The organism is Azotobacter bryophylli (genome assembly GCF_042643485.1).
GTDB classification, from domain to species: Bacteria; Pseudomonadota; Gammaproteobacteria; order Pseudomonadales; family Pseudomonadaceae; genus Azotobacter; species Azotobacter bryophylli.
The window spans coordinates 39380-65845 of record NZ_JBHRSJ010000002.1; the positions used below are offsets into that span (position 1 = coordinate 39380).

18 protein-coding genes are annotated in these 26466 nt (G+C 65.3%); 9 read left to right on the top strand and 9 right to left on the bottom strand.

Features of this window, described 5'->3' with window-relative positions; genetic code table 11:
• Window positions 1-23 precede the first annotated feature (23 nt).
• The 3 genes from ACFOJE_RS02580 to phaR all read left to right on the top strand — a co-directional run bounded on the left by ACFOJE_RS02580 (window position 24) and on the right by phaR (window position 1933).
• Window positions 24-581 (top strand): Smr/MutS family protein, encoded by a 558-nt coding sequence (locus tag ACFOJE_RS02580; protein ID WP_377812686.1) that lies wholly within the window; start codon window positions 24-26, stop codon window positions 579-581.
• A 102-nt stretch (window positions 582-683) separates the two neighbouring features.
• Complete coding sequence (folE, locus tag ACFOJE_RS02585; protein ID WP_377812687.1) at window positions 684-1229, top strand: GTP cyclohydrolase I FolE; 546 nt, start codon at window positions 684-686, stop codon at window positions 1227-1229.
• A gap of 170 nt (window positions 1230-1399) precedes the next feature.
• Entirely contained in the window at window positions 1400-1933 is a 534-nt protein-coding gene (gene phaR / locus ACFOJE_RS02590; RefSeq protein WP_377812688.1) for a polyhydroxyalkanoate synthesis repressor PhaR, read from the top strand.
• Between the two features lie 79 nt (window positions 1934-2012).
• Here phaR and ACFOJE_RS02595 read toward each other — a convergent pair whose 3' ends face one another.
• A complete protein-coding gene (locus ACFOJE_RS02595; protein WP_377812689.1) occupies window positions 2013-2567 on the bottom strand; it encodes a phasin family protein in 555 nt (184 codons plus the stop codon).
• Window positions 2568-2848: 281 nt separating this feature from the next.
• On the opposite strand from ACFOJE_RS02595, the gene ACFOJE_RS02600 reads away from it, so the two are divergent.
• Window positions 2849-5434 carry a DUF3141 domain-containing protein gene (locus ACFOJE_RS02600; protein WP_377812690.1) on the top strand — a complete coding sequence of 862 codons (2586 nt, stop codon included), beginning with the start codon at window positions 2849-2851 and terminating at the stop codon, window positions 5432-5434.
• A gap of 98 nt (window positions 5435-5532) precedes the next feature.
• Here ACFOJE_RS02600 and ACFOJE_RS02605 read toward each other — a convergent pair whose 3' ends face one another.
• Window positions 5533-6510 carry an AraC family transcriptional regulator gene (locus ACFOJE_RS02605; protein WP_377812691.1) on the bottom strand — a complete coding sequence of 326 codons (978 nt, stop codon included), beginning with the start codon at window positions 6508-6510 and terminating at the stop codon, window positions 5533-5535.
• A gap of 570 nt (window positions 6511-7080) precedes the next feature.
• On the opposite strand from ACFOJE_RS02605, the gene phbB reads away from it, so the two are divergent.
• From phbB to chrA, 4 genes are all read left to right on the top strand, one after another.
• Window positions 7081-7824 carry an acetoacetyl-CoA reductase gene (gene phbB, locus ACFOJE_RS02610; RefSeq protein ID WP_377812692.1) on the top strand — a complete coding sequence of 248 codons (744 nt, stop codon included), beginning with the start codon at window positions 7081-7083 and terminating at the stop codon, window positions 7822-7824.
• A 63-nt stretch (window positions 7825-7887) separates the two neighbouring features.
• Complete coding sequence (locus ACFOJE_RS02615) at window positions 7888-9066, top strand: acetyl-CoA C-acetyltransferase (protein WP_377812693.1); 1179 nt, start codon at window positions 7888-7890, stop codon at window positions 9064-9066.
• 152 nt (window positions 9067-9218) lie between these two features.
• Window positions 9219-10925 (top strand): class I poly(R)-hydroxyalkanoic acid synthase, encoded by a 1707-nt coding sequence (gene phaC, locus ACFOJE_RS02620; RefSeq protein WP_377812694.1) that lies wholly within the window; start codon window positions 9219-9221, stop codon window positions 10923-10925.
• Between the two features lie 249 nt (window positions 10926-11174).
• A complete protein-coding gene (gene chrA / locus ACFOJE_RS02625) occupies window positions 11175-12392 on the top strand; it encodes a chromate efflux transporter (RefSeq protein ID WP_377812695.1) in 1218 nt (405 codons plus the stop codon).
• A 4-nt stretch (window positions 12393-12396) separates the two neighbouring features.
• On the opposite strand, the gene pelG is transcribed toward chrA, so the two are convergent.
• Genes pelG through ACFOJE_RS02660 form a run of 7 tightly spaced genes read right to left on the bottom strand, consistent with a single transcriptional unit; the run spans window position 12397 to window position 24575 of the window.
• Window positions 12397-13767 (bottom strand): exopolysaccharide Pel transporter PelG, encoded by a 1371-nt coding sequence (gene pelG, locus ACFOJE_RS02630; RefSeq protein ID WP_377812696.1) that lies wholly within the window; start codon window positions 13765-13767, stop codon window positions 12397-12399.
• Window positions 13755-15287: a GT4 family glycosyltransferase PelF gene (gene pelF / locus ACFOJE_RS02635; RefSeq protein ID WP_377812697.1), complete on the bottom strand. Its 1533-nt coding sequence runs from the start codon at window positions 15285-15287 to the stop codon at window positions 13755-13757. The genes pelG and pelF overlap by 13 nt, the downstream gene beginning before the upstream one ends.
• Window positions 15284-16273 (bottom strand): tetratricopeptide repeat protein, encoded by a 990-nt coding sequence (locus ACFOJE_RS02640; RefSeq protein ID WP_377812698.1) that lies wholly within the window; start codon window positions 16271-16273, stop codon window positions 15284-15286. The genes pelF and ACFOJE_RS02640 overlap by 4 nt, the downstream gene beginning before the upstream one ends.
• Window positions 16251-17633 carry a PelD GGDEF domain-containing protein gene (locus ACFOJE_RS02645; RefSeq protein ID WP_377812699.1) on the bottom strand — a complete coding sequence of 461 codons (1383 nt, stop codon included), beginning with the start codon at window positions 17631-17633 and terminating at the stop codon, window positions 16251-16253. The genes ACFOJE_RS02640 and ACFOJE_RS02645 overlap by 23 nt, the downstream gene beginning before the upstream one ends.
• Window positions 17630-18148, bottom strand: coding sequence for a penicillin-binding protein activator LpoB (locus ACFOJE_RS02650; RefSeq protein ID WP_377812700.1), 519 nt, complete (start codon window positions 18146-18148; stop codon window positions 17630-17632). Before ACFOJE_RS02650 ends, ACFOJE_RS02645 begins: the two co-directional genes overlap by 4 nt.
• Before the next feature lie 27 nt (window positions 18149-18175).
• Complete coding sequence (locus ACFOJE_RS02655) at window positions 18176-21745, bottom strand: tetratricopeptide repeat protein (protein ID WP_377812701.1); 3570 nt, start codon at window positions 21743-21745, stop codon at window positions 18176-18178.
• A complete protein-coding gene (locus ACFOJE_RS02660; RefSeq protein ID WP_377812702.1) occupies window positions 21723-24575 on the bottom strand; it encodes a bifunctional glycoside hydrolase 114/ polysaccharide deacetylase family protein in 2853 nt (950 codons plus the stop codon). Before ACFOJE_RS02660 ends, ACFOJE_RS02655 begins: the two co-directional genes overlap by 23 nt.
• A gap of 818 nt (window positions 24576-25393) precedes the next feature.
• Here ACFOJE_RS02660 and ACFOJE_RS02665 point away from each other — a divergent pair.
• A complete protein-coding gene (locus ACFOJE_RS02665; protein WP_377812703.1) occupies window positions 25394-26356 on the top strand; it encodes a LysR family transcriptional regulator in 963 nt (320 codons plus the stop codon).
• The last annotated feature ends 110 nt before the right edge of the window (window positions 26357-26466 follow it).

Below are 26466 nucleotides of genomic sequence, written 5' to 3' on the forward strand. Positions count from 1 at the left end.
TCCCTCTTCACGGAGGTGAGCCCATGTCCGACGACGACTTTTCCCTGTTCCAGGCCGCAGTACGCGGCGTCAAGCCGCTCAAGCAGGAGCAGGCCGACACCGGCAAGCCCAGGCCAGACCGTCGGCAGATCGCCGACCGCCGGCAAGCCGCCACCGAGCGCACGGAAACCATCCGGGTCGACGGACTCTCCGATCAGTTCGTCATCGACGTAGGCGCCGAGGACGAACTGTACTGGGCTCGCGAAGGCGTTCAGGAAGGCCAGATGCGTAAGCTCAAGGCTGGCCAGATCAGCTTCGAAGGCAGTCTGGACCTGCATGGCATGAGCATGGAGAAGGCTCGCGAGACACTCTGGGATTTTCTCGCCGAAGCAGTGAAATTCGAGGTGCGGTGCGTACGGGTCACCCACGGCAAGGCTGCGCGCCTGGACGGCAAGCGGCCGATGCTGAAGAGCCATGTGAACACCTGGCTGCGCCAGCATCCGCAAGTGCTCGGTTTCGTCTCCTGCCAGGCGAAGCACGGCGGCACCGGCGCTCTCTACGTCCTGCTCAAGCGAAACATGCTCGAAGGCCGCGATGAATGAAGTCCTGACCTCCCTCGACCACATCACGGTACGCTTGCAAGCCTGACGCGCGCGCCCTAACCTGCGCCTGGTACTTCAAACAAGCCCCCCACAGGAAGACCCATGTCCCTGGAACAGCAGTACACCGCGATTCTCGGCTATCTTGGCGAGGACGTAAGCCGTGAAGGTCTGGTCGATACGCCCAAGCGTGCAGCCAAAGCCATGCAGTATCTCTGCCGCGGTTATCAGCAGACCCTCGAGGAAATCGTCAACGGCGCGCTGTTCAGCTCGGACAACAGCGAAATGGTGCTGGTGAAGAACATCGAGCTGTATTCCCTTTGCGAGCACCACATGCTCCCATTCATCGGCAAGGCTCACGTGGCCTATCTGCCCAACGGCAAGGTGCTAGGCCTGTCGAAGGTCGCACGCATCGTCGACATGTATGCACGTCGCCTGCAGATCCAGGAAAACCTGACTCGCCAGATCGCCGAGGCGGTCGAGTCGGTCACCGGCGCGGCCGGGGTCGCCGTGGTGATCGAAGCCCAGCACATGTGCATGATGATGCGCGGCGTGGAGAAGCAGAACTCCTCGATGGTCACTTCGGTGATGCTCGGCCAGTTCCGGGCCAATGCTGCGACCCGCAGCGAGTTCCTCAGCCTGATCAACTGAATCGGAAGCCGAGCGCCCCTCCGGACAGAATCGACGCGCCATCCGTCGGCCGCCAGTGACCTCCACTGGCGCCGGACAGCCCTCCTCCTCGCCCAGGTACAGGTCCCGGCCAGACAGGCCGATCTCGTTCGGCTAACATGACAACATCTGTCATGTAACGGGATACGCGTATGTCTGCCACTGGCCGGAACGATGTCCGCCTGATCAAGAAATACCCCAACCGCCGCCTGTATGACACACGCACCAGCAGTCATATCACGCTTGCCGATATCCGCCAGCTGGTGATCAGCGAAGAGCCCTTCCAGGTCGTCGATGCGAAGACCGGCGAAGATCTGACGCGGAGCATTCTCCTGCAGATCATCCAGGAGGCCGAAGGTGACGGCGAACCGATCTTCAGCACCGAGATGCTCAAGGGGATCATCCGCTTCTACGGCCCCTTCCAGGGCATGCTCGGCAGCTATCTGGAGAAGAGCATCCAGTCGGTCATCGACGTGCAGACCCAAGCCGGGCTGCAGTCGAGCCAAGCCTGGAGCGAGTTCATGCAAGCCCAGGCCCCGATGATGCAGGACCTGATGCGTCAGTACGTCGAGCAAACCAAGAAGCTCTACCTGAACACGCAGAACATGTTCGGAGTGTTCTCCGGACTAGGAGGCGCCGGCGCAGGCAGCAGCAAAAAAGAGGGCGATGAGGGTCAGAAAGCCTGACCTCACCGCCTAGGGGGACTTGTTAGGAGGGTACAACCACACCACGGCGGCTTCGGAAGCGGGAGCCGCGATCTGCCGATCAGGCAGTCTTCTTGCCCTGCGCAGCAGCGGCAGCGGCAGCGTCGATGCCGCTCTCAGCAATATCGGCCGCCTGCTTCGAGGCCTGCTTGGCGGCCTTCTGGGCGCTTTCGTAGACGTTGCCGGCGCTTTCCACAGCCGACTTGAACACGGAAACCACCGGCTCGGCGCCCGCCGGAGCGTTCTTGCTGATTTCTTCCACCAGTTCCTGCACCTGCTGGGTGCCGATTTCGATCTGACGCTCGGCCAGCTTGGTGACCTCGCCCTGGAAGCGGGAGAACAGGTCGTAAGCCTGGCGGCTGAACTCGACGAAACGCTCGGCTTGCTCGTTCGGCTTGAAGAAGGAGGCCTGCAGTTCGATGAAGGCCTGCGGATCACGGACCGACAGCAGCTTGCGCACGTTCTCGAAGTTGTCGTCGGTGGTTTGGCGCAGGGTCTTGAACTGCAGTTGGGAGAACTCTTCGACACTCGCAAACAGCCGGCTGTTCAGCTGCTGCAGGGTATCCAGGTGGGATTTCGAAGCGCTTTCCAGTTTTTCCAGATCAAAAACGGACATGTCGTATCTCCTACGAAGGATTTGGGCCGTGCCGGCCTTGCGTGCCGCTGGTTACGAATGACTGGCTCAACGGGCAGATTCATTGTTGCGCCGCAAAATGATTTGCGCAACCACTTTTTGCACTGCAAAAAATATTTTTGCCAAGCCTACCCCGTCACGTTATAAACCCCAGGGCTCCAGCGCGCCGACCGGTGCGCGCAAGGGTGAAAACTAGACTTCCAGCCCCTTGAGGACGTTCCTTACCGTACGCGACCACACGATCCGAGCCAGGAGGCACAGCCATGAACAGGGATTCTTTTTTTGCGAAGCAAGATACAGTTGTCTTACTGGCAGGATTGATCAAGCGCCTAGGTGCATTGCTGAACCGGCAGGGCCAAGTGATTGCGGATGGATTGCAACGGCGCCAGGAGGGCAAGCTTCGACTCTTGCGCGAAGGTCGCCTGCAGCCGCCGAGCATGACCGACTGGTCCGAATATCTGGTGGACCTCGGCCAGCGCAGCCTGCTGTTCTGGGACACATTGCGCCAGCGCGGCGACAACTCCCTGGACTACGCCCGCGCGGGCTATCCCCTGCTGCTCAAGTTCGACTACGAGGTATTGCTCGACGGGCAAGATCTGCCGCGCCCGGTCAATTACTCGCTGCTGCACATTCTTCCCGCAGAAGACCTGATGATTGACGACCATCACCCGCCGGTCATCGTGGTCGATCCGCGCGGCGGCCAGGGCGCAGGTATCGGCGGATTCAAGCAGGATTCGATCATCGGCGAGAGCCTGCGCGCGGGTCACCCGACCTACTTCGTCGGCTTCAGCCATGCGCCGGCCCGGGGCCAGACCCTTGCCGACATCGCCCATGCCGAAGCCCGGTTCATCGAACTGGTCGCCCAGCGCCATCCGGGAAGCGGAAAGCCGATCATCATCGGCAACTGTCAGGCCGGCTGGGCGATCATGGGCCTGGCCGCGACCCGGCCTGAGCTGCCCGGCCTCGTCGTCATCAACGGCGCGCCGCTGTCTTACTGGGCCGGGGTCAGCGGCAGCAATCCGATGCGCTATGTCGGCGGGCTGTTCGGCGGCGCCTGGATGACCCGTCTGGGCAGCGACCTGGGCAACGGACGCTTTGACGGCACCTGGCTGGTCAGCAACTTCGAGGCCCTCGACCCTGCCACCAACCTCTGGAACAAGTACTACAACCTCTTCGCCAACATCGACAGCGAGGCTCCGCGCTTCCTGGACTTCGAGCGCTGGTGGGGCAGCCCGACCCTGCACAACAGCGAGGAGATCGAAACCATCGTCGACGACCTGTTCATCGGCAACCGTCTGGTCGGCGGCGACCCTGGCCAGCGCCATGTCGACCTGCGCCGGATCGAAGCGCCGGTGGTCGTGTTCTGTTCCGATGGCGACAACATCACGCCCCCGCAACAGGCGCTCAACTGGATCGCCGACATCTATCCGAGCGATCTGGCCCTGCGCGATGCCGGACGCACCATTGTCTATCTGAAGCACACCAGCATCGGCCACCTGGGGATATTCACCTCGTCCCAGGTCACTCGCCGGGAGCACCGCCAACTGATCGACGCCTTCGCTGTCATCACCGCTCTTCCGCCCGGGCTGTACGAGCTGATCATCGACGGCGAAGAGACGCTGGACGGGGAGGAAAGCTACCAAGTTCATTTCGAGCACCGGCAGATCGCCGATATCCTCGCTCATGACCGGGACGGAAAAGAGGACGAACGGGAGTTTGCCCTGGTCGACCGCATCTCCCGACTGAACAGCAGCCTCTACGACTGTTGCGTGCGCCCCTGGCTGAGCCGTGCGATCAACGAACCCACGGCCGAAGCCCTGCGCAAAGCTCATCCGTTCCAGATGAGCCAAGCCGTCTGGAGCAGCCTGAATCCGGCGCTATGGTGGCTCCCGGCTGCCTCCACCGCTGCCCGAGAAAACCGCTACCGGGTCCACCCGCAGAATCCGCTCTTCCAATGGCAGACCCTGTTCTCCCTGCAGGTGGAGGACGCGCTGGACACATACCGGGATATCCGCGATGCCATCCACGAAGCCTGCTTCCATGGTGCCTACGGCTGGCTCGCCGCCATGATGGGCGAGAAGGCACCGAAACGAGAGAACGAGCACGCCCTCCAGCAGGACCGTGACCTGAGCGAGCGGCTGCAGGAAGCCTTGCCCGCGGGGGGCCGCATCGAAGCCATCCTGCGCATTTTCCTTCTGCTCGGACAGGCGGCGGGGGCGCACGGCAAAGCCAGCATCGACCGCTTTGCCGAACATCTCCGCGACCTTTTCGGGCCGAGCGGATCGCTCGATCCGGTGGCTCTGCGCGAAACGGCACGCCTGCAGAGCCTATTGGTCTTCGCCCATCCCGCAGAAAGCCTGCGCACCCTCCCCCTGCTGCTGCCCGACGATGCATCGCGCAAGCAGGCACTGGAGCTCGCCCTCAGGAGCGAGCCCATGCTGGCGCATGCGGAAGGTCGCCTCGGCGAGTGCTGGCGCGAGCTGCATGCCGTGCTGGGACAGCCGCTGGCGGAGCCGGCCATCCGGCCTCGGCAGGACGATGAACCGCTACCAGTCGATAATACTCAGACCCTGCCGGCAACGGACGAGGTTTCCCAAGCTGGCGCCTGGAATAGCCTGCCCGACGCGGGCGAGACCGCTGTGGCACCGACGCCCTGCGCCGATATCACCTCGTTGGAGCCCCCACTCGCCGAGACGGCCCCGGCCAGGAAGAGCGCACGCAGCAAAGCGGCGGCGAGGCCCCAGGCGGCCAGCAAGGCAGCCAAGACCTCGGCGGAAATCCTCAGCGGCCCATGGAAGCCTGGCCGGCGGAGAACGACCAAACCACGTCAGGAAGACCGGCCCGAATAACGGGCCCGGGGCAAGGCCATTCCCGCACGGGTATGGCCTCATGCCAACCCACACAAGGAGCGGGATGCACCCAGACGGAGGATCCACGCTATGCCAGGTCAACCATAGGCAGCCAAAGGCGCTCCGCCCCCCGCAGCGAACCCGCGATCGGCGCGATACTGGCCCGGCGTCATGCCGAACCAGCGCGAACAGGCCCGGAAAAAGCTGCTGTGCTCATGGAAACCCAGCAGATAGGCCACTTCCTGCAGACTGAAATGGGAATGACGCAAATACAGGTGCGCCTGCTGGCGGCGGGTTTCATTGAGCAGGTCCTTGTACTGGGTACCCTCCTTCTTGAGACACCTCTGCAAGGTGCGCTTGCTGACGAAGAGCGCTGCCGCGACTTCCTCGATGGTCGGCTCGCCCTCGGTCAGACGCTCGATGATCAACTGCTGGACGCGCCAGGCGCTGAGCTGAGAGGTCTGCTCGTTGAGGCGCAGCTCGGCGAAACGCTCGTGCATATCCGCCAAGGCCTCGTCGGCCGTGCTCAGACGGGCCTCGAGCGCCTCCTGCTCGAACAGGATGGAATAGGAGGACGAGTCGAACTGGAAGGGGCATTGGAGCACGCGCTCGTACTCGCTGGTATCGGCCGGCTCGGCGTGCATGAACTCTACACGCAGCGGCTTGAACTGCCGGTCGCCGCACATCCAGCGCAGATAGGACAGCAACGCCGCCGTCCCCACGTCGTAGAACTGGCGCGGTATGCCTTTGCAGCCGCCATGCCGATCACTTCGCAGCCGATAAACGGAACCCTCCTTCTGCAAGGAGAGCTCCATGCCGTTATCGATCAATGCACTGAACCGGACCAAATGTTCCAGGGCACGCTTCAAGGTGGGGCTGGACATCATCACGTAGCCCACCACGTCATAAATCCCCGGCCTGACCTGCCCGTATGCCTTCAATCCGATATCCGGGTTGCTGCTGTGCACAACCGCCCGGCTGATAAGCCGGGCCAGATCGTTGACGCGACACCCTGCGGGGTCCTTGAACAGATCGGAACTCAGCTCCAATTCCCTCAGCAGGGTCTCGACCTTCAATCCCTCAGCCCTGAGCGTCTCCTCGACGAGTCGTGCATATCCCACACTGACTGTAAACATATCCCTTACCGCTCTATTTTCCATGGGCCCATAAGACCGAAACAGAAGCGAGAGACCTTGAGGCCGCGGCCTTGGTTCCTGGCCGGATCACTCTCGTCTGTTCCCGGATTTCCATATCCAGACAGCCACTACCGCCTGTGCAATGCGCATACCGAACGCTCTTCCTTGGCGGGGCGCATGACACCCAGGCTCGGCTGGCCGATTGCTTTCCTTTCCCGACTGATAGCCGCTTGATTGCACCTCATAACGCCATGAAATTAAAAAGCCATTGTGTTACGAGCGTGCGTCGGGCAAGCCGGACTAGGGTGCCGCAACCCATCGCAAAAGTCATCCGCCGGTCGATCCCGAGGTGGCACCGATAGCCAGTACGATGTCACCGACGGGCACTACCCTCGGACGCGTCACGGCACAGAATCGATTTCGGCAATCACACCATCGACCCAGTGCAGCACGTGTACTGCTCATCCAGTCGCGAGTCTGCCTCGGTCCCCGACAAAGGAAGGGAAATCTATGAGCAATCAACGTATTGCGTTCGTAACGGGTGGCATGGGTGGAATCGGAGCCGCAATCAGCCGTCGCCTCTACAAGGAAAACTTCAAGGTAGTCGTCGGCTGCACTCCGCAATCCAAGCGCAAGGATGGCTGGTTAGCAGCCCAGCGCGACGAGGGCTTCAACTTCCTCGTCTGCGAACATGACGTGGCCGACTGGGAAAGCACCAGCCGGGCTTTCGCCGAACTGCGCGAGCAGGTCGGTAGCATCGACGTACTGGTCAACAACGCCGGCATCACCCGCGACGCGAGCTTCCGCAAACTCACTCCGGAAAACTGGCACGCGGTGATCAACACCAACCTCAACGGCCTGTTCAACACCACCAAGCAGGTGGTCGAGGACATGCTGGGCAAGGGCTGGGGCCGGATCATCAACATCTCCTCCATCAACGGTCAGCGCGGCCAATTCGGCCAGACCAACTACTCCGCTGCCAAAGCCGGCATCCATGGTTTCACCATGGCCCTGGCGCGCGAAGTGGCTGGCAAAGGCGTGACCGTCAACACCATCTCCCCCGGTTACATCCTCACTGAAATGACCGGTGCCATGCGTCCGGAAGTCCTCGAGCAGATCGCTGCCGGCATCCCGGTCGGCCGCCTGGGTCAGCCGGAAGAAATCGCCAGCATGGTCGCCTGGCTCGCCTCGGAAGACGCGGCCTATGCCACCGGCGCCGACTTCTCCGTCAACGGCGGTCTGAACATGCAATGACGCCCCTCGGGAAGCGACTAAGCTTCCCGAGCCGTCCCTCTCCCCCATTTCAAGAGGTGTTACATGAAAGAGGTTGTAATCGTCGCCGCGACCCGTACAGCCGTCGGCAGCTTCCAGGGCTCCCTTGCCAACATCCCTGCCGCCGATCTGGGTGCAGCGGTGATCCGCCAACTGCTCCAGCAGACCCGGCTCGAAGGTACTGAGGTGGATGAAGTGATCCTGGGCCAGGTGCTGACCGCAGGCGTGGGTCAGAACCCCGCCCGCCAGGCCGTCATCAAGGCCGGCCTGCCGGCAGCCGTTCCGGCGATGACCCTGAACAAGGTCTGCGGCTCGGGTCTCAAGGCCCTGCATCTGGCCACCCAGGCCATCCGTTGTGGCGACGCCGACGTCATCATCGCCGGCGGCCAGGAAAACATGAGCCTGTCCCCCTACGTGGCTCCCGCCGTCCGCACCGGCCTGCGCATGGGCCACGCCAAGCTGGTCGACAGCATGATCCAGGACGGTCTGTGGGATATCTTCAACGACTACCACATGGGCATCACCGCGGAAAACCTGGTCGAGAAATACAGCCTCACCCGCGAAGAGCAAGACGCCTTCGCCGCTGCCTCCCAGCAGAAGGCCGTAGCCGCCATCGAAGCCGGCCACTTCAAGAACCAGATCACCCCGATCTCGATTCCCCAGCGCAAGGGCGACCCGCTCGTGTTCGACACCGACGAGCAGCCGCGCGCCGAAACCACCAGCGAGGCCCTGGCCAAGCTCAAGCCGGCCTTCAAAAAAGACGGCACCGTCACCGCCGGTAACTCCTCCAGCATCAACGACGGCGCCGCCGCAGTCCTGCTGATGAGCGCGGAAAAGGCCAAGGCTCTCGGCCTGCCGGTGCTGGCCCGCATCGCCGCCTATGCCAACGCTGGCGTCGATCCGTCGATCATGGGCATCGGCCCGGTCCCGGCCACCCGCCGCTGCCTGGAAAAGGCCGGCTGGTCCGTGAACGATCTGGACCTGATCGAGGCCAACGAAGCCTTCGCCGCCCAGGCCCTGAGCGTCAACAAGGAGCTCGGCTGGGATACCAGCAAGGTCAACATCAACGGCGGAGCCATTGCCCTCGGTCACCCGATCGGTGCCTCCGGCTGCCGTATCCTGGTGACCCTGGTGCACGAAATGATCCGTCGCGACGCCAAGAAAGGCCTGGCCACCCTCTGCATCGGCGGCGGCCAAGGCGTGGCTATCGCCATCGAGCGCTGATCGCCCGGGCCTCGCGATATCTGCCAGTCATCAGAGCGAATGAGCCCCTGTGGGGCTCATTTGTATTCCAGCCACCCATATCCTTCGGTCATCTGCCGTTCGGGCAGGATCGCTACAGCCTCAAATCCGGTATGCCTTACGGGAAGAATTCCATGGATCAAGCCACACCGTTTTCAAGCTTCTGGACAGCTCAGACGCCGTTCATCGCCAGCTTCGCCTTGCAGCAGTTGCGCCTCTGGATCAAAACCACTCCCTGGTTCTCCGGGGAGGACGATGCGGAATGGTTCGATGTCCCGAAAGATCGCCTTCGGCAGATGCAGGACGACTACCAGCGCGAGTGGTATCAGCTAGGGGTGCAGCTTCTCACCCGCCAGCCCTTCAGCTTCACCGACAAGCGCTTCGCCAGCGAGAACTGGAACACGCCTCTGTTCGGTTCGCTGGCAGCCTATTACCTGCTCAACGCCCGCTACATGATGGCGCTGCTCGACGAGCTGAAGATCGAGGAAGACAAGCCTCGCCTGCGCCTGCGCTACCTGGTAGAGCAGGCGATCGCCGCCAGTGCGCCGAGCAACTTCCTCGCCAGCAACCCGGACGCCATCGACACCCTGGTGAAGACCAACGGGGTCAGCCTGTTCAACGGCATGCTGCATCTGGCCAGCGACCTGAAGGAAGGCAAGCTGCGCCAGTGCGACAGCGGCGACTTCAAGGTCGGCGAGCACATGGCGACCACGCCGGGCGACGTGGTATTCGAGAACGAGCTGTTCCAGCTGATCCAGTACCGCCCGCGCACCGAGCAGCAGTACAAGCGTCCGCTGCTGATCGTTCCGCCGGCGATCAACAAGTACTACATCCTGGATCTGCAGCCGCAAAATTCGCTGATCCGCCATGCCCTTGAGCAGGGCCATCAGGTGTTCCTGGTTTCCTGGCGCAACTTCGACGACAGCTGCGTGGAGCTGACCTGGGACGACTTCGTTCAGGATGCCGTGATCAAGGCCATCCGGGTCACCCAGGCGATCAGTGGCGAACGCCGGGTCAACTGCGTCGGCTACTGCATCGGCGGAACCCTGCTGTGCAGCGCCCTGGCGGTCCTGGCGGCGCAGGGCGACACGGACAGCGCGAGCAGCCTGACGCTGCTGGTCACCTTCCTCGACTACTCCGATACCGGCGTTCTCGACGTGTACGTGGACGAACAGCTGGTCACCTACTGGGAGCGGGCCATCGGCGGCCAAGGCGGCGGGCGGATCGGCCTGTTCCGCGGTCAGGACATGGCCAACACCTTCTCCCTGCTGCGCCCCAACGAGCTGTGGTGGAACTACAACGTCGACAAGTACCTGAAGGGCCAGAAGCCGCGCGCGCTGGACCTGCTGTTCTGGAACAACGACAGCACCAACCTGCCCGGCCCCATGTACTGCTGGTATCTGCGCCACACCTACCTGCAGAACGATCTCAAGTCCGGCGAGCTGGACTGCTGCGGGGTGAAGCTGGACCTGAGCAAGATCACCGCACCGGCCTATCTGGTCGGCACCCAGGACGACCACATCGTGCCCTGGCGCGGTGCCTACCAGAGCGCCAACCTGCTCTCCGGCGACACCCGCTTCGTGCTCGGCGCTTCGGGGCACATCGCCGGCATCATCAACCCGCCGGCGCAGAACAAGCGTCAGTACTGGATCAACGAGCAGACCCCTGCCGACCCGGACGCCTGGTTCGAAAGCGCCGAGAAGAAGCCCGGTAGCTGGTGGAGCGACTGGTTCGCCTGGCTGGCCCAGCATGCCGGCGAGCAGCGCCCGGCCGTGAAGCGCAGCGGCAACGCCAAGTTCCCGCCGCTGGAAGCGGCCCCCGGCCGCTACGTCCTGGGCTGATCGTCCCGCCTCAAGGCCGGCCCGCTAGTCGCGGTCGGCCTTGCCCCTCCCCCTCGCCGGCCATCCGCTTCCGGCTCCGCTCTCCAGCAGCCGCCTGATGAGTAGGTAAAACTCATGCACGGGCCCCGGGTCGTTCGGGGTAGTCTCTGCCCAACTCAACGGTCGATGAATGGACCCGGAGAGACTCCGGAGCCATGGCGAACGTCTTCCGGAACATGGTCATCGCCCTATCAGGAGAGCATCGGAATCATGCTGCCACCACGACAGGCCACCGCCACCGGGGCGGCCGGCGCCTGGGAGGTCTTCCTCGCCTTCCTGCGCCTCGGGCTCACTTCCTTCGGCGGCCCCATCGCCCACCTGGGCTACTTCCGGGAGGAGTTCGTCGCCCGCCGCCGCTGGCTGAGCGAGCGCAGCTACGCCGATCTGGTCGCCCTCTGCCAGTTCCTCCCCGGCCCGGCCAGCAGCCAGGTGGGCATGGCGCTCGGCCTGTCCCGCGCCGGCTATGCCGGGGCACTGGCGGCCTGGACCGGTTTCACCCTGCCCTCCGCGCTCGCCCTGATCCTGTTCGCGCAGGGCATCGCGACCTGGGGCGAGGCCCTGCCATCCGGCGCCCTGCACGGACTCAAGGTCGTCGCCGTCGCCGTGGTGGCCCAGGCGGTCTGGGGCATGGCGCGCAACCTCTGCACGGATACCCCGCGCATCACCATCATGGCCGCGGCCGCCTGCGCCGTGCTGCTCCGCCCCACGGCCCTGGGCCAGATCGGCGTGATCCTCGCGGCGGGGGCCCTCGGCCTCTGGCTGTTCAAGCCGGCCCGTCCGGAGTCCCACGATCAACTGACGATACGGGTGGGACGCGGCGCGGCCAGCCTGTCGCTCGGGCTGTTTCTCGCCCTGCTGCTGGGCCTGCCGCTGCTGGCCGAGCTCTGGCCGAATCAGGCCACCCGGCTGATCGACTCCTTCTACCGCGCCGGCTCGCTGGTGTTCGGCGGCGGCCACGTGGTGCTGCCGCTGCTGCAGGCCGAGGTGGTGCCGCCGGGCTGGGTGGACAACGACACCTTCCTGGCCGGCTATGGCGCCGCCCAGGCGGTGCCCGGTCCGCTGTTCACCTTTTCGGCCTTTCTCGGTGCCTCCTCGAAGGTCGCGCCGAACGGCTGGCTCGGCGGCCTGATCTGCCTGATCGCCATCTTCGCCCCGTCCTTCCTGCTGGTGATCGGCGCGCTGCCCTTCTGGGAGCGGCTGCGCGGCAGCATGCGGGTGCAGGCGGCGCTGGCCGGCATCAATGCGGCGGTGGTCGGGCTGCTGCTGGCGGCGCTGTACCAGCCGGTCTGGACCAGTGCCATCCACGGCCCCGGCGACTTCGGGCTGGCCCTCTTGGCACTGGTCGCCCTGATGGTCTGGAAGCTGCCGCCCTGGCTGGTGGTCCTGCTCAGCGGAATCGCCGGCTGGCTGCTCGCCCTGCCGGCCTGAGACCTCAGCGGCCGAGCATGAAGGTCTCGTACTCCAGATCCTCCAGGGCGCTGGAGAGCAGCTGCAGTCCGACCAGAACGCAGACTAGCAGCGAGAGGGTGAAGCCGTAGCCGAAGAAGACCGGCCCGAGCCGCTGGCTGAATACCGTCAGCGCCCCGTTGAGAACGACGAACAGCAGGCAGAGCTTCAGCACCGTGGCGCGCTTGTCCAGGTAGAAGAACACGTTGAGCAGCGCCATGAACACCACCTGGACGCTCACCCCGACCAGGTCCACGTAGAACAGCGGCAGGTGGTAGCTGGAGATGCCCAGCCATTCGAGCAGGCGCGGCGCCAGCAGGACCAGCAGCACCACCGTCAGCCCCTGCACCTTGCAGATCTCCAGCAGGCCCTGGCGGATCGACAGGGTCATTTCCTCCTTGAGCCGGCCGATCCGCTGCAGCGTCTCGCCGCCGCGGATCGCCGCGTAGACGCGCTCGTACCACTCGGCGAAATCCGTCTCGATGCGCACCAGGAACACCGCCATGCCGGGAATGATCGACAGGTAGGCGAGGAAGATCGGCAGGTCGTAGAAGATCGACGCCCGCAACGGCCCGATCACCGCCGAGGAGGTGTGCGGGTTGAACCAGAAGATGAACTTGTCCACCCAGATCCCCAGGTTGTAGCAGAACCCGGTGGTCAGCAGGCTGACGAACGTCTGCCGGCGGTCGAGGAAGTCGAAGGCCAGCAGACGGTCGGCCGGATACTCACGCAGGATGTCGTGGAGGAAGATGAACAGCAGGCTGGCGTGGCCGATCAGCAGGGCCAGCAGCAGCCCCTCCATCTGCAGGAAGCGCAGCAGATAGGCGCTCAGCACCATCAGCGCATAGCCGACCAGCATCACCGCGAGGATGCGGTTGTAGGCCTTCATCCCGGACAGGAAGATGATCACCAGCCACAGGTTGCAGAGCACCACGAAATTGGCCAGCACCAGGAGCCGGTAGGCGAACGGCTGGTCGAACAGCAGCCCGAGGGCCAACAGCGCGAGGACTGCCGCGACCACGCTCACCAGCAGCAGGATGCCCAGCAGGTTGGGCACGACCCGCCCGTGCTGGCGCTCGAACAGGCGGTCGGAGACGAAGCGGGTGAAGAACAGCTGCAGCCCTCCGGTGACGATCAGCGACACCGCCATCAGGTAGGTGACGGTCACCAGGAACTGGCGCACGTGCTGCGCCGGCATCCGCTCGCCGAGACTGAACACGCCGATCAGCATCACGCTGACGATGGACAGCACCCAGGGCCCGGAGCCGATCAGCCCGGCGTAGAAATAGGCGCGCAGGGTCGCCGTGTAGGTGTCCTCGGAGAGGATTCGCCGCAACTGGAAGCCTATGCCGGCCATCGGGCACCCTCCATGGCGTCCCGGTACAGGCGCCGGTAGCGCTCCAGCATCAGGGCCTCGCCGTAATAGCGCCCGACCCGCTCCAGCCCCACCGCCTGGGCCGCCTGCCAGCGCGCCGGATTTCGCAGCAGCTGCAGGATCGCCCAGGCAGTCGCCTGCGGATCGGCGATGGCGACCACCTCGCCGGCGCTGCCCAGATCGCGGTCCTCGGCGCTGCCGCCCTCGATCATCTCCCGGCAGGAGCCGACGTCGCTGCTGATCACCGGCGTGCCGGCCGCCCAGGCTTCGAGGATCACCAGGGGCTGCGCCTCGCTGATCGAGGTCAGCACCATGAGCCCCAGCCTGGGCAGCACGTCGCCGAGCTTCTGGTAGCCGAGGAACCTGACCTGCTCCTGCAGCCCGAGGCTGACCACCAGGTTGCGGCACTCGGCGGCATAGGCCGGGTCCTCCTCTTCCGGACCGACGATCCAGCCCTGCACCTCGGGCATGGCGCTGACCACGCCGCGCATGGCGCGGATGAAGGTCTTCACGTCCTTGATCGGCACCACCCGGCCGACCAGCCCGACCACCGGCGGGATGCCCCGCGGCCGGCGTGCCAGGGCATCGGCCCAGGCTTCGAGACGGATGCCGTTGGGGATCACCCGGGTCCGCGCGGGGTCCGCGCCGTCCTGAACCTGCCGGCGGCGGTTGCCCTCGTAGAGCGAGATGATCGGATCGGCCGAACGGTAGGTCAGCAGGCCGATCCGCTCGAAGAAGCGGATCCACAGACGCCGGATGTAGCCGAGCTCGGCATCCAGCGCCGTGCTCAGGGCGTCGTCGGGCCGCTCGGCGATCCAGCCGGCCTGGGCCAGGTCGATCTTGCGCTCCTTGGTGTAGATGCCGTGCTCGGTGAGCAGGTAGGCGCAGCGCCAGCGCCGCTGCAGGATGCTGCCGAGCAGGCCGGCGTAGCCGGTCGACACCGAATGGATCAGCCGGGCCCGCGGCAGGCGCCGGGCCAGTTCGCCGAACATCAGCAGCGGCGCCTGCATGATGCGCAGGGTCCAGAAGTAGTTGACGAAGGACGGGTCGCTGCAGTGGCGCAGATAGCTCTCGCGGATCACCGACCAGCTGGCCCGGCTGTGCAGCACGTCGGCGAGGCCGAGGCTGCCGGCGGCGAGCACGTCGAGCAGCGCCTCGCCCTGCTCCGCGGTCGGCTCCTCGGGGGCGTGCAGGAATTGGCTGAGGATGCGCAGGTCGCGCTCGACGTCGCGGCCGCGCCCGGCAGCCGGCGGCGGTTCCGACTGCCAGGCGCTTTCCAGAAAGCACTCCCGGTAATGCACCACGTTCGCCGGCATCGGGTAATGGGGCGAGCCGTAGTCGTCGCGCCGGCCGCCGAGGAAGCAGACCGAGAAGCTCAGCTCGGGCAGCCCGCGGATGAGTTGGTCGACCCAGCTGGACACGCCGCCGCGCACATGGGGCCAGGTGCCCTCCAGCAGCAGGCAGACGTCCGCCACGGGCTCAGGGGAAGAGGTTTCGCTCATAGCCAGTACCTCGCCAGGGCTGCGAAGGGCGGGCGTTGCAGCATCTCGGCGGGCAGCTTCGCCAAGAGCCCGGGAATCTCCTGGTAACGCTGCTGGCTGAAGGCCAGCTCGGCGCGAAACGGCAGCAGCCGCTCGGCGGCGATGCCCGCTCGCTCCGCCAGCAGGAGCTGCTCCTCGGCCCGGTCCAGTCGGCCCTGGGCCAGGGCGATGCGTCCGGCGAGGAGGCGCAGGGCAAAGCCGCCGCCGTTGGCCAGGGCCTGCTCAACGTACTGACCGGCCTGGTCGAGCACGTGGTCAAGCACGCTGCCCTGGGCCAGGCCCAGGTAGGCCAGCTCCCAGTACCAGCGCGCCAGCGTGCCGAACAGCTCGCCCCGCTGCGACGGCGCGGCCTCGGCCAGCTTGGCCAGGGTCGCCTCGATGCGCTGGTTGATCCGGCTCTCGCGCTGGTCGAGCATCGAGTAGGCCAGCAGGCGCACCTCGTCCGACGGGTCGCGCAGGGCCAGCTTGAGCACCGGGATCGCATCCTTGCCACGCATCCGGCGGGTGGCGACCAGCGCCGTGAGCCGCTGGTCGGGGTCGGGCGAGTGCCGCAGGACGTCCTGCAGCCCGCCGTCGCTGAACATCAGCTTCTGCGCCTGCCCCGGCGGACGGAACGGCAGGGCCGGCACCCCCAGCGCACGCCAGGGTCTGGGTTTGCGCTGGCGCGGGCGGGAGAGTCCGGGAACGACCGAGAGCAACAGACCGAGCGGGCCGACTAGGGGAATGCAGAAGGCCAGGCAGAACGGCAGCACCAGGCTCCAGCCCCCGGCGCCGGGGTAACGACGGTACAGGCGCGCGCCGGTTCCGCCCGCCAGCAGCAGGCTGCCGAGGCCATGGCAGACGACGAACAGCAGCGCCGACTGCCCCTCGGTCAGTTCGCCGAACAGGCTCGCCCAGCTGGCCAGTTCGAACAGGAAGGCCGCGCTAAAGAGCAATATGCTGGTCATCGAGTCCACATTCGTTGTACAGGAATTGCCGCAACGACTCCCGTTCGTTGCCCACCTTCAGCTCGTACTGCAGGACTCGGATGCCCAGGCTCTTCGGGTCGCGCTCCGGGCCGTAGCGCTCCGCCAGCAGCCCGAGCAGGCGCTTCAGATAGCCCTCCGCGCCCAGCGCCGAGGTCAGCGGCAGCAGCACCAGCAGGCAGGGCCGGTTGCGCACGTTGACCAGCTTCAGGAGCAGATCGAGACCGCGCTGGCTTTCCTCCAGCAGGCGTTGCAGCTCCTCGCTGCGCTGCGGCTCGCTGAGCTCGAAGGCGTACAGGCAGGCCGGCAGGCCGTGGTTGCGGGCATCCAGCAGGGCGCGGTTGAGGTTCTCGGTGAAGACCTGGGCATCGGCGTCCTTGAGCTGCAGGGCGTCGGGATCGCTGAGCAGGAGGTCGGCGATGTGCCCGGCGAGGATCGCCAGCAGGCTGAGGGTGCGCTCGTTGAGGGCGAAGAACGGCATCTGGGCGACCGCCAGCAGACCGAGGGTCCGGCCGCGGGTGTCGACCAGCGGAACGCAGACCTGCAGGTCCGAATGCTCGCGGTGCTCGCCCCGCTCCAGCAGCTCCTCGCGCAGGCTGACCAGTTCGCCCCGCACCAGGCACAGGCTCACCAGCAGGTCGTCGGGGTGGATTCCCGGCATCCGCCCGAGCACGGCGAGCGGCGGCTCGACCGGCCGCCCGTCCCGCACCCGGTAGAGGCCGGCGATGCGCAGCGAACCGTACTGGCCGAGCAGGTTGAGGATCGGCTCGGCCAACGCCTGCAGGGCGTCGTCCTCCCGCGGCACGGCGCGCAGCTGGCTGCGCAGGCCGAGCAGCGAACTGCGCAGGCTCTGGTCGCTGCCGGCGATGCGCTGCTCAAGGCGGTCATGGGAGATGCGCAGGATGTGGTGGGCGCGGGTGAACTCGTCGAGCCGCTGCTGGCGGTACTCGTTGGCCAGCTGCAGGCGCCGCAGGCGGCGCTCCCAGATGTCGCGGAACTCGCCGACCAGCATGCCGCAGACGAGCAGACCGGCGATGAAGGCCATCGGCAGTTCGGGGTACAGCCCCGGGCCGAAGGCCCGGTAGCCGAACAGCGCCAGGACCAGCAGGGCGGAGCCGGCCAGCCCGTGCAGGAAGCCGTAGCGCATGCCCAGCAGCAGGGGCACCAGCACGGTCCAGGGAAAGCTGGCGTAGGCATGCAGGGGATCGCCGGGCGACAACCAGTAGCCCAGGGCCACCGCGAGCCCGCTCAGCACGAAGGTCTCGATCCACGACACCCGCCCCTTGACCCGGGGCGCCAGGCGGTGATCGTTCGGCGCGAAGTCCAGGGCATCGGTGTTCATTCGATCTCCAGCTCGCCGACCAGCTCATCGAGAACCTTCTGGGCAGCCCCCGACAGGCTCTCCCGCGACCAGCCGGCGCGGGCGCCGCTGCTGCTCCAGAGCACCTGGCCGGAAGACGGCCTGAGCACCTGCAGGCTGATGCCCACCGCCGGCTCGCCGTCCAGGCCGTTCTTGTACTGCCACTCCTCGACGCTGCCGCAGATCACGTACTCCAGGCCCTGGCGGCGTGCCCAGTCCATGGCCTTGTCCAGTCGCTGGCGGTCGTCCAGCAGCGGCAGCTCGCCCTGGGCCGCCTGGGGATAGCGCTGCGGGTGCAGCCCCTCCTTGCCCAGCACGCTGAGCAGGATCTGCTCGCTGCGCTCGCCGGCCTGGGGCGCCTGGGAATAGTTGACCAGCGGCAGCAGCCCCCACTTGGCGTTGCGGGGTAGGTGCGGTCCCTCCTCGTGGATGAAGCTGGAACAACCCACCGTGAGCAGCGCGCTGAGCGCCAGAATCAGGCAGCGAATGGCTTGCATGTTGGTCCCTCCTGTGGAATTCCTCGTTCAACGCCCGAAACGGCTCGAATAGGTGACGCCGATGACGCCGCCGGACTGGCTTCTGGCGCCCTGCGGGGAGGACAGATAGCCGACGGTGAAGGCCAGTTCGTCGCCGCCGAGCACGCTCATGCCGATGCCGGTGTTGAAGCCGTAGTTGATCTGCTTCTCCGTCCACTGCCAGCCGGCCATGACGTCGACGATCCAGGTGTACTGCGCCTGCCCGCGGTTCAGCGTTCCCGGCAGCCCGCGCCGCCAGGTGCTGCCGACGTAGGCCTGGCCGTAGCTGTCCTGGAGGATGTCCCCGGGCTTGGCATTCTCCCGCCGCAGCGGACCGCCCATGGACTCCAGCAGCTCTTCCGGCAGGTCGTTCGCCAGCCGGTTGTTCTGGTACTCGACCCCGCTGCGCACTTCCCAGGTCGGGCCGGCGAACAGCAGCGAATGGTTGAGCTCGATGCTGGCGATCTCGCCTTTCCCCAGGCTGTCGCCCTCGCGGGTGGAGTAGCGCCGGTGCCCGACCAGCCAGCTGACCCGGTCCCGCGCACTGAAGCCATGCTGGCCGCTCACGTGGAGGGAGTCGCGCCGACCGAGGGCGCGCAGAAGCCCGGTCTCGTCCGTCTCGCGGTGCCAGTCGAGGTCGAGCTTCACCTCGTCGCGGGACGACAGTTGCCAGTTGCGATTGATGCTCAGGCCGAAGCGGTTCTTGTCGACACGCCAGCTGCTGTCCTGGGTCAGGGTGAAGTCGCCGTCGGCCAGGTTCCGCCGCAACGACAGCTGGGCGTTGCGCTCATCGCCGATCCGCGACTCCTTCAGGCTGCTGGCGCTGTAGTTGACGTCCTCGAGACGCAGGGCCGCATACCAGTCGTCCCCCAGGTTGATGCCGCCGGACAGCCGCGGCCCGCTCACGTTGACCTCGCCGTAGTCGCGCCGGTGCCAGCCCACTTGCAGGCCCTGCGGGCTGCGCTGCAGCAGCTCCTGGGTCTGCCCGAGCAGTTGCTGCTGGAGCTGCGGCGGCTGCCCGTCGCCCATAGCTTCCAGGCCTGCGGCCATGGCCGGCCCGTCGTGGCCCAGCTGCTGCAGCACGTCCACCCGCTGGGCCGAATCCAGTTCGGCCCCGGTCAGCAGGTGCTGCAGGGTCGAGCGGTTGTGGCTGCGCAGGGCTTCCTGCAGCTCCTCGTAGCGGCTGATGGCCAGCCCCCGCCCCCGGCCCCAGGCCAGCCACTCGTTCTTCAGGCCCTCCTGGTTATTGGCCTCGAGCTGGATCAGGAAGCGCTCGAACCACTGCTGCAATAGCAACGGCGAACCGTCCTGCCACTGCTCGACCTGGCGGCTCGCACGCTGCACCGAATGGCTGCTGGCCAGCAGGCGCAGATAGGTCGAGTAACGCTCCGGGGTCAGCTTCGTATCGCCATTGTCCAGCTCGGCCAGCAACTCGTGCCGCACGCGCAGCGCGAGCTCCGGGTAGCCGCTGGCCTCCAGGGCATCGGCATAGGCCGCCTTGACCAGCCAGTCGCGCGGATTGGCCTGCAGATAGCGGCGATACCAGGCGAGCGCCTCGCTATGGCGGCCGAGCAGCAGGTTGGCGCTGGCGAAGGGCAGCCAGAGCCGGCTGTCGCCGATGGCCTCGCCGCGCCATTGCTGCAACAGCGGCTCCAGTTCGCGACGCCGGCCACGGTCGACATAGAACCACAGCAACCGTTCGCAGAACAGACTCTCCTCGGGGAAGCGTTCCATCCCCCGGCGATAGAGCCCCTCGGCCTCCGCCTCGCGCCCCTGGTGATCGGCCAGCGCGGCCTGGGCCACCCACACGTAGGGGGTGCGCGCCGCCTGCGGATTGTCCTGCACCTCGCCGAGCAGGCGCTGCAGCTGCTCCCAGTCGTTCAGCGACTCGGCCATCTGCAGGGCGCTGACCAGCCGGCGCATGTCGCCGGTACGCCGCCAGTTGGCGGCGAGCAGGGCCAGGGCCTTTTCCGGGTTCCGCTGGGAGTTCAGCGCGATCAAGTGCTCCTCGTTGCCGCTGTACAACGGCTGCTGCAGGGCCTGCAGGCGGTCGTAGGCGCGCAGCGCCTCCTGATCGTGCTCCAGCTCCCAGGCCAGCTCGGCCCGCAGACGCCAGTAGTCGGCGTCCTCGATCTTCTCGCTGTCGACGTCGCTCAGCACCTGCCAGGCCCCCTGGCTGTCGAACAGCTTCTTGTGGGTCTCTGCCCAGGCCACCCGCTCCGCCGGGCTCAGGGGAAAATGCCGGGCCATTTCCGCCCAGACCAGCGCCTCCTCCTTGAACTGCTCGGTGTACGCCAGGTTCTGCTGCAGGCGCATCCAGGCCAGGCGATGATCGGGGTGCTGGGCCAGGTAGCTGCGCAGCCACTGCTCCGCCTGCTCCGGCGATCCGCGGGATTCGTGGCTGTAGATCAGCGCATCGAGCTCGACGTCGCTCAGACGGCGCTGTTCGCCCAGTCTGGCCAGCAGGGGCACGGCCCTGTCGAAATCGAAGAGCTGGGCGGCGAGTCGCCAGGCGTGCTCGTGCTGCTGGGCGTCTTCGCGCTGTTGCAGCAGGCTGACCCAGTAGTCCAGGGCGCGCTGGGGATGGCCGGTCCACTCGCCGAGGCGCGCCATCTGCTCGAGCAGCGCGGGGTCTTCCGGTTGCCGCTGCAGCAGCCGCTCGCCGATCTCCCAGGCCTTGGCCGTGTCGCCGGAGGCCAGCTGCAGGCGAAAGCTCAGGCGTTGCGCCTGCAGGTCCTCGGGGCTCAGTGCCTGCCAGCGCTCGACGAAGTCGGCGGCCAGATCGAAGCGCTTGCTGCCCATGGCGGCCGACACGCCCTGCTCCAGCCAGGCGAGATCGGCCGATGTGTCGTTCAGCTCCGCGAGATGGCGCTTCAAAAGGTCCACCGCCTGCTCGCTCCGGTTCGCCGCGACCAGGCTGCCGAAGGCCTGCTCCAAGTACTGGCGGCGTTGCTCGGCCTGCGTGCTCTGCTCCGCCAGATCGAGGAACAGCTGCGCTGCCCGCTCTGGCTGATTGCTGGCCAGTTGCGAGTGCGCCGCCTCCTCCAGCCACTGCTGACGCCGCTGCGGCTCGCGCTCGGCCAAATCGGCATAGGTCTGCGCAGCCAGATCCGGAGCGCCCAAGGCCAGCGCGTGCAGTGCCAGCCGCGCCAGCAGGGCCGCCGGCAGATCCCGGCGCTCCAGCTCGCGCAGGCCCCGGGTCAGCCGTGCGACCTGATCCGCCGCCAGCCCTCCGGGCGCGGCCTGGGCCTCGAGAATGGCAATTTCGGCCCGGTAGAAGGGCGCGATGCCGTGCGCCTGATCCTTCAGCAGGAACACATGCTCCTGTGCGCGCCGGTATTCGCCGAGCCGGAGGAATTGCTCGATCAGCCCCGCGCGCAGTCGGTCGTTGTTCGGCTGCGTGCCGAGCAACAGTTCGGTGAAGCTGATCGAGACCGAATCGGGCTGGCGGATATCCGTCAGAAAGGCTTTCTCGTCGTGGTAGATGTAGGCCAGCAGACCGCAGGTGGACGCGACCACCAGAGGCAGCGTCCAGGGCCTGAGCAGGCGGGCCCGCTCATTGACAGACGAGCTGTGCATCCTGCACCTGCTTCAACGGCAGTTGGAATTGCCAGAGCCCTTGCTGCGCCCTGCCTTGGTAGGTCCGGCCATCGCTGATGACCCGGCAGGCGCCGCTGGCACGCACGCTGAACGCCAGGGGGAAGGCTCCGGCGAAGGAGAAGCGGACCCGGTTCTCGTCAAGATAGCTCCAGTCGCGCAGGGGGATGTTGGCCTCTTCCAGTGCGGGATGCGGGTCGCGGCTGTCGCGCAGGACCAGCGTCGCGTTCGCCCGGCTGAGGTGCAGATAACGGCCTTGCGGCAGATCGCGCACGCCCGCCACGCCGCGCGAGCGGAGCAGATCGGGCCAGCCGAGTTCGGGGTCCAGGCGCAGGGTGCGCAGCTCATCCATCCCACGCACCTGCCAGCTGCCGTCGCTGCGACGGGCCAGGCTGGCCTGATACAGGCCATGCAGGCGCGGGATGTAGTCGCTCATCCACAAGGACAAGGGCTGCTGGGCCAGCATCGTCCGGTAGATCCGGTGCATGGTCTTGATCGAGGCCTGCTTGGTCCCCGAGTAGAAGTGGTAGTAGAGATGGAGGCCGCGCAGGCGGCGGGGGTTTTCGGTCAGATCGAAGGTCTCGATCAGGCCGCGGAAGCCGTAGTACGGCCCCTTCCAGAGGTTGGTGTAGACGTTCTCGTTGGCGATCGGCGCGTAGTACTGGATACCGCCGGAGGTCGGGCGGATCAGCGGGTAGAGCCCGGACAGCGACGGATAGGCCCTGGTCAGGACGGTGTTGCCGCCGTTGACGTTGAGCAGGTGGCTGGCGTAGGCGAGCTCGATGGTCTGCGCATCGGGCAGCGCGTCGCCGCTCCAGAACAGCATCTTCACCGGCTTGTCGGGGCCGGTCAGGCGGCTGTTGATGTAGTCGCGCGAGCCGACGATCTCGCGGGTGAAGTCGATCTGGTCGTAGCCGGGAATGGGCATCTTGAAGCCGTATTCCGGGTTGAAGTCCTCGCGCTTCTTGACCACCTCGGGCTGCCAGTAGAAGGGGTGGCTGAAGGTGTGGCTGGCCACCTCGACCTTCTCCTCGGCGAAGATCTTCCGGGCGATGGGCTCCACCTCGCGGGTCAGATGGGGATACATGCCCTTCGGTCCCGTCTCGCCCTCGATGACCGAAACCGAGGTCAGCAAGGGGTAAGGCCTGATGAACTCGTCCAGTACCATCTGCCCGGCGTAGGGCGTGCCCGTCACTTCGGCACGGGACACGAAGCCGTCGCCGTCGATGTGCACCGTGGCGATGCGTCGGCCGTTCTCGGTGGTGACATCCGGACGCGGCAGCGGCGCAAGATGCAGGGCGCGCTGGAGGAAGGCGAAAGGATCGAGGATCCAGCGGGTCTGCTCGCTGCTCTGATCCAGCACGAAGGGCGACAAAGCCATTCCCCCCCAATCGGCGAGGGCGACCGGGGTATAGGACTGGCCTTGGGCGTCGGCCATGGCGAGCACGGGCCGCGGACCATGCTCGGTCACGGTGAAGGGCGGCACATCGCGCGCCCTGAGCTGCACGGGAGCCTCGAACCTGCCCAGCAGCCCCCCGTCCTGCACGAGCAGTTTCGGCGTGCCCTGCAGCGGCCCTGGCGCGTGCTGCAATCCCAGCCGTTGCAGCAGCAGATCGTTCTCCACAGGCAGACCGGCCAGGATCGCCAGGGGCACCTGCTCGTCCAGGCGTGCGCTGAGCCAGTCGCTGAACAACTGACCGTCCAGCGGCGGCCCGCTGGTCATCCAGGTCACCATCCCGGCATACAGCCCCCTGGCCGGGCGTTGCGGCAGGCTCTGATCGGCAGCCAGGTAGTCCACACGGTAGCCAAGGTATTCCAGCAGGCTGGCCAGCTTGATATGGCCCAGGTTGCGACTGACGTCCCCCTCGGTGGGGTCGTAGATCATGGCGATGCGGCGGGGCTGCACCTCGATGGAGCCGATGCCGAGGTAGTCCAGCTTCGGCGTGGTGACGAAGGGAATGTAGCCTTCTGCCTGCAGACGCGCGGCCAATCGGCGTGCCTCGTCCCGTCGCTCGGGCGGCAGATAGTCGATGGCCACCAGCGGAATTCCCTGCTTGCGCAGCGGCCCGAGTCTCGCCTCCAGCCAGTCGCGGTCGCTCTGGGGCACCTCGCGGTAAGCCTGGCCCTCAGCACTCCAGCCGGCATGGATCGACTCGACGGCCACGGCGGCGGCGACTCCGGGCAGCTCCGGCAGTACCTCGAAGCCCCGGTTGAAGAACAGCTTCATGCCGGGTTGCTGGCGCTTGAGATCGCGCAGGAGCGACACAAGCGCCTGGCGCTGGACTTCGCGCTCGGACTCCGGGAGCAGTTGGTAACTGTCCAGGGTATCGAGGAACAGGCCGCCGTACCCCTGCTCGCCCAACCTGGCCGCACGCTGCAGCAGGTAGGAGCGCCAGACCGGCGAGGCAAGATCCATGACTTGGCTGTCCCAGGCCTCGTTGCGCACGGGGCTACCGGCCTTATCCAACCCCTCCTGCCGCAGAGCGGGTCCATCTCCCTTGAATTCGCCAATCGACAGATAGGCGAAGGGGGTACTCCCCTGCTCTCGAAGAAAGGCAATATCCGGCGCGGAAACCTGAGCCGATTCGAGCACCACCCAATCGAACTGCGAGAGCTCGCTCAGCGGCGGCTGCTCTGCATACCAGAAAGCTACACTGGTCGGTTTCTCGAGCGCCTCGGCGAGCCAGGGAGATAACGTCAGCGCGATGCCGAACAGCCACGTCAGCGCTCGCGGGAAGGGGCGTGGAAGTCTGAATGGGCAGCTTCCCGACAGCGAACTTGCACTCCTGAACGCAACTCTGGCGATAGACATAAAAGCCCCGACAGGTGTGGATGCGAGAGACCGCCGCATGGTTCCACTTCAGGTTTCCTTCCCATCGCCGCCATCCGGCTCGAATGGCGCCGCCTGAATCCGCTGTACCCATTTCGTTCTCTGAACGTCGAACAACGTGAACTCAGCCTAGGAAAACAACCTAGGGCTCGAAAGGCTGATAATCAGGATTCTTCATCCCGATTCAGACGAGCCAAAGCCGCCAGAGCGGCAACGTAACCTGTTGAATGACAGAGGGGATTTTGTCTTTCGATGGGGTGATGCGATGGGTAGCCAGCCAACTTCATGGGCAGCAGATCCTTAATGCATCCGAGAGGAGAAGAGCCGTTCTTAAAAGAGGAATTGGTTTGAGACTAAATTGTTACCAATTGGATGGTATGCGACTGCCAACAAGGCAAAAAGTTAAAGTTCCATACGTTGGCTAGTGCGGAAAAAGCCGGCTGGAGTGGCCCCAATGCATGTCGACCGCTTTAGCCTCACTGGCATTGTAGAATTATGATAAATATCCAGTGCGTCCGTGAATGAAGCCATTTTGCCGTTATCATTCTGGAACGAGTATGCCGATACGGAATGGCAGCATCGTCCGAGCTCAAGCTTTTTACCGCTTATCCCCACTCTCGGAAGACTTACATAACGGCTCGTCAACGGATGATTAGCGCCACACTTTTTCTAGCCGATCCTGTTGCGCAATTAGCCGGAAGCAAACTTGATTTTTCGCCTGGGGTATACCTAATTATCAACAGCAGGCATCTACTGGCTTGTCTTGTTGGTATGGAGAACGCTGTCCCAGTGCCATGAGCATGGATCCGCTCATTCTTTCTCCCATGGATAGGGCATTCTGGATGGATACGCTGAACAATGTCTCCGATTTCTATTTATTGGTCCGAGTCATCGAGGCCGGAGGTTTCACCGCCGCGGCGGCTGAAACCGGCATTCCCCGGTCGCGCCTGAGCCGCCGCATCATCGAACTTGAACAACGGCTGGGCGTCAGGCTGCTCAATCGCAGTACACGTAGCTTTGCCATGACCAGCACTGGGGAACAGGTCTATCGGCATGCCCTGAGCATCCTCGCAGCGGTCGAGGCGGCCGAAGGAGCCGCGCGGGAAGTGCAAGGAGGCCCTTCGGGATTGATACGCCTGGCGGTTCCCAGTCTGTTGCAAGAGGTCATTGCCGACCTTCTTATCGGATTCGCTCGCAGTCAGCCCAAAGTACGTCTTGCCCTAGGGGTACACAGTAGCCCCGAACTCTCGCTGCAACGGCACGACCTAGTGCTCTATCTGGAGGGCCAGCCGCCAGATAGCGCAGATATCGTCGCTCATCCCCTCGGTCAGGTCCGTTTCGTCACGGTCGCCAATCCGGACCTCTATAAACGATTCTCCCAGCTCCATCATCCTGACGAACTGGATGACCGATATTGCCTGGGCTTCGGGCCGCCTCACGCCATCCGACCATGGCTATTAACCAATGCGGCCCCACGAGTACTACGGGAGGCCTGCTTTAGCAGCGACAGCCTACCGCTGATGCTTGATGCCGCACGTCGCGGCCTCGGGGTGGCCCATCTCCCCCTTTATGCATGCGCAGCAGACTTGGCAAGCGGCAAATTGCACAAGCTGTTCGAGCGACATGAGCCAGCCGCCATGCCTTTGTTAGCCTTGACCCCGCCTCATCGAGCCATGACGCCAGCCATACGGGCCCTGATCCAATTCATCCGGACAAATCTGGAAGAACAACGGACCCAAGGAATCGTCCTGGAGAGTCCGTAAGGCCGCCTTTTTTCCCGGCGCAAAGACGAACCCCCGACCGGCAGGTGCCAGTCGGGGGTTCGGGATAGGCGCTTGACGATGACCTACTCTCACATGGGGAAACCCCACAC

What these genes read in the sequence shown, in the direction of transcription:
- ACFOJE_RS02580 (WP_377812686.1), top strand. Translation starts at nt 24, where the DNA reads ATGTCCGACGACGACTTTTCCCTGTTCCAGGCCGCAGTACGCGGCGTC.
- folE (WP_377812687.1), top strand. Translation starts at nt 684, where the DNA reads ATGTCCCTGGAACAGCAGTACACCGCGATTCTCGGCTATCTTGGCGAG.
- phaR (WP_377812688.1), top strand. Translation starts at nt 1,400, where the DNA reads ATGTCTGCCACTGGCCGGAACGATGTCCGCCTGATCAAGAAATACCCC.
- ACFOJE_RS02595 (WP_377812689.1), bottom strand. Translation starts at nt 2,567, where the DNA reads ATGTCCGTTTTTGATCTGGAAAAACTGGAAAGCGCTTCGAAATCCCAC.
- ACFOJE_RS02600 (WP_377812690.1), top strand. Translation starts at nt 2,849, where the DNA reads ATGAACAGGGATTCTTTTTTTGCGAAGCAAGATACAGTTGTCTTACTG.
- phbB (WP_377812692.1), top strand. Translation starts at nt 7,081, where the DNA reads ATGAGCAATCAACGTATTGCGTTCGTAACGGGTGGCATGGGTGGAATC.
- ACFOJE_RS02615 (WP_377812693.1), top strand. Translation starts at nt 7,888, where the DNA reads ATGAAAGAGGTTGTAATCGTCGCCGCGACCCGTACAGCCGTCGGCAGC.
- phaC (WP_377812694.1), top strand. Translation starts at nt 9,219, where the DNA reads ATGGATCAAGCCACACCGTTTTCAAGCTTCTGGACAGCTCAGACGCCG.
- chrA (WP_377812695.1), top strand. Translation starts at nt 11,175, where the DNA reads ATGCTGCCACCACGACAGGCCACCGCCACCGGGGCGGCCGGCGCCTGG.
- pelG (WP_377812696.1), bottom strand. Translation starts at nt 13,767, where the DNA reads ATGGCCGGCATAGGCTTCCAGTTGCGGCGAATCCTCTCCGAGGACACC.
- pelF (WP_377812697.1), bottom strand. Translation starts at nt 15,287, where the DNA reads ATGAGCGAAACCTCTTCCCCTGAGCCCGTGGCGGACGTCTGCCTGCTG.
- ACFOJE_RS02640 (WP_377812698.1), bottom strand. Translation starts at nt 16,273, where the DNA reads ATGACCAGCATATTGCTCTTTAGCGCGGCCTTCCTGTTCGAACTGGCC.
- ACFOJE_RS02645 (WP_377812699.1), bottom strand. Translation starts at nt 17,633, where the DNA reads ATGAACACCGATGCCCTGGACTTCGCGCCGAACGATCACCGCCTGGCG.
- ACFOJE_RS02650 (WP_377812700.1), bottom strand. Translation starts at nt 18,148, where the DNA reads ATGCAAGCCATTCGCTGCCTGATTCTGGCGCTCAGCGCGCTGCTCACG.
- ACFOJE_RS02655 (WP_377812701.1), bottom strand. Translation starts at nt 21,745, where the DNA reads ATGCACAGCTCGTCTGTCAATGAGCGGGCCCGCCTGCTCAGGCCCTGG.
- ACFOJE_RS02660 (WP_377812702.1), bottom strand. Translation starts at nt 24,575, where the DNA reads ATGTCTATCGCCAGAGTTGCGTTCAGGAGTGCAAGTTCGCTGTCGGGA.
- ACFOJE_RS02665 (WP_377812703.1), top strand. Translation starts at nt 25,394, where the DNA reads ATGGATCCGCTCATTCTTTCTCCCATGGATAGGGCATTCTGGATGGAT.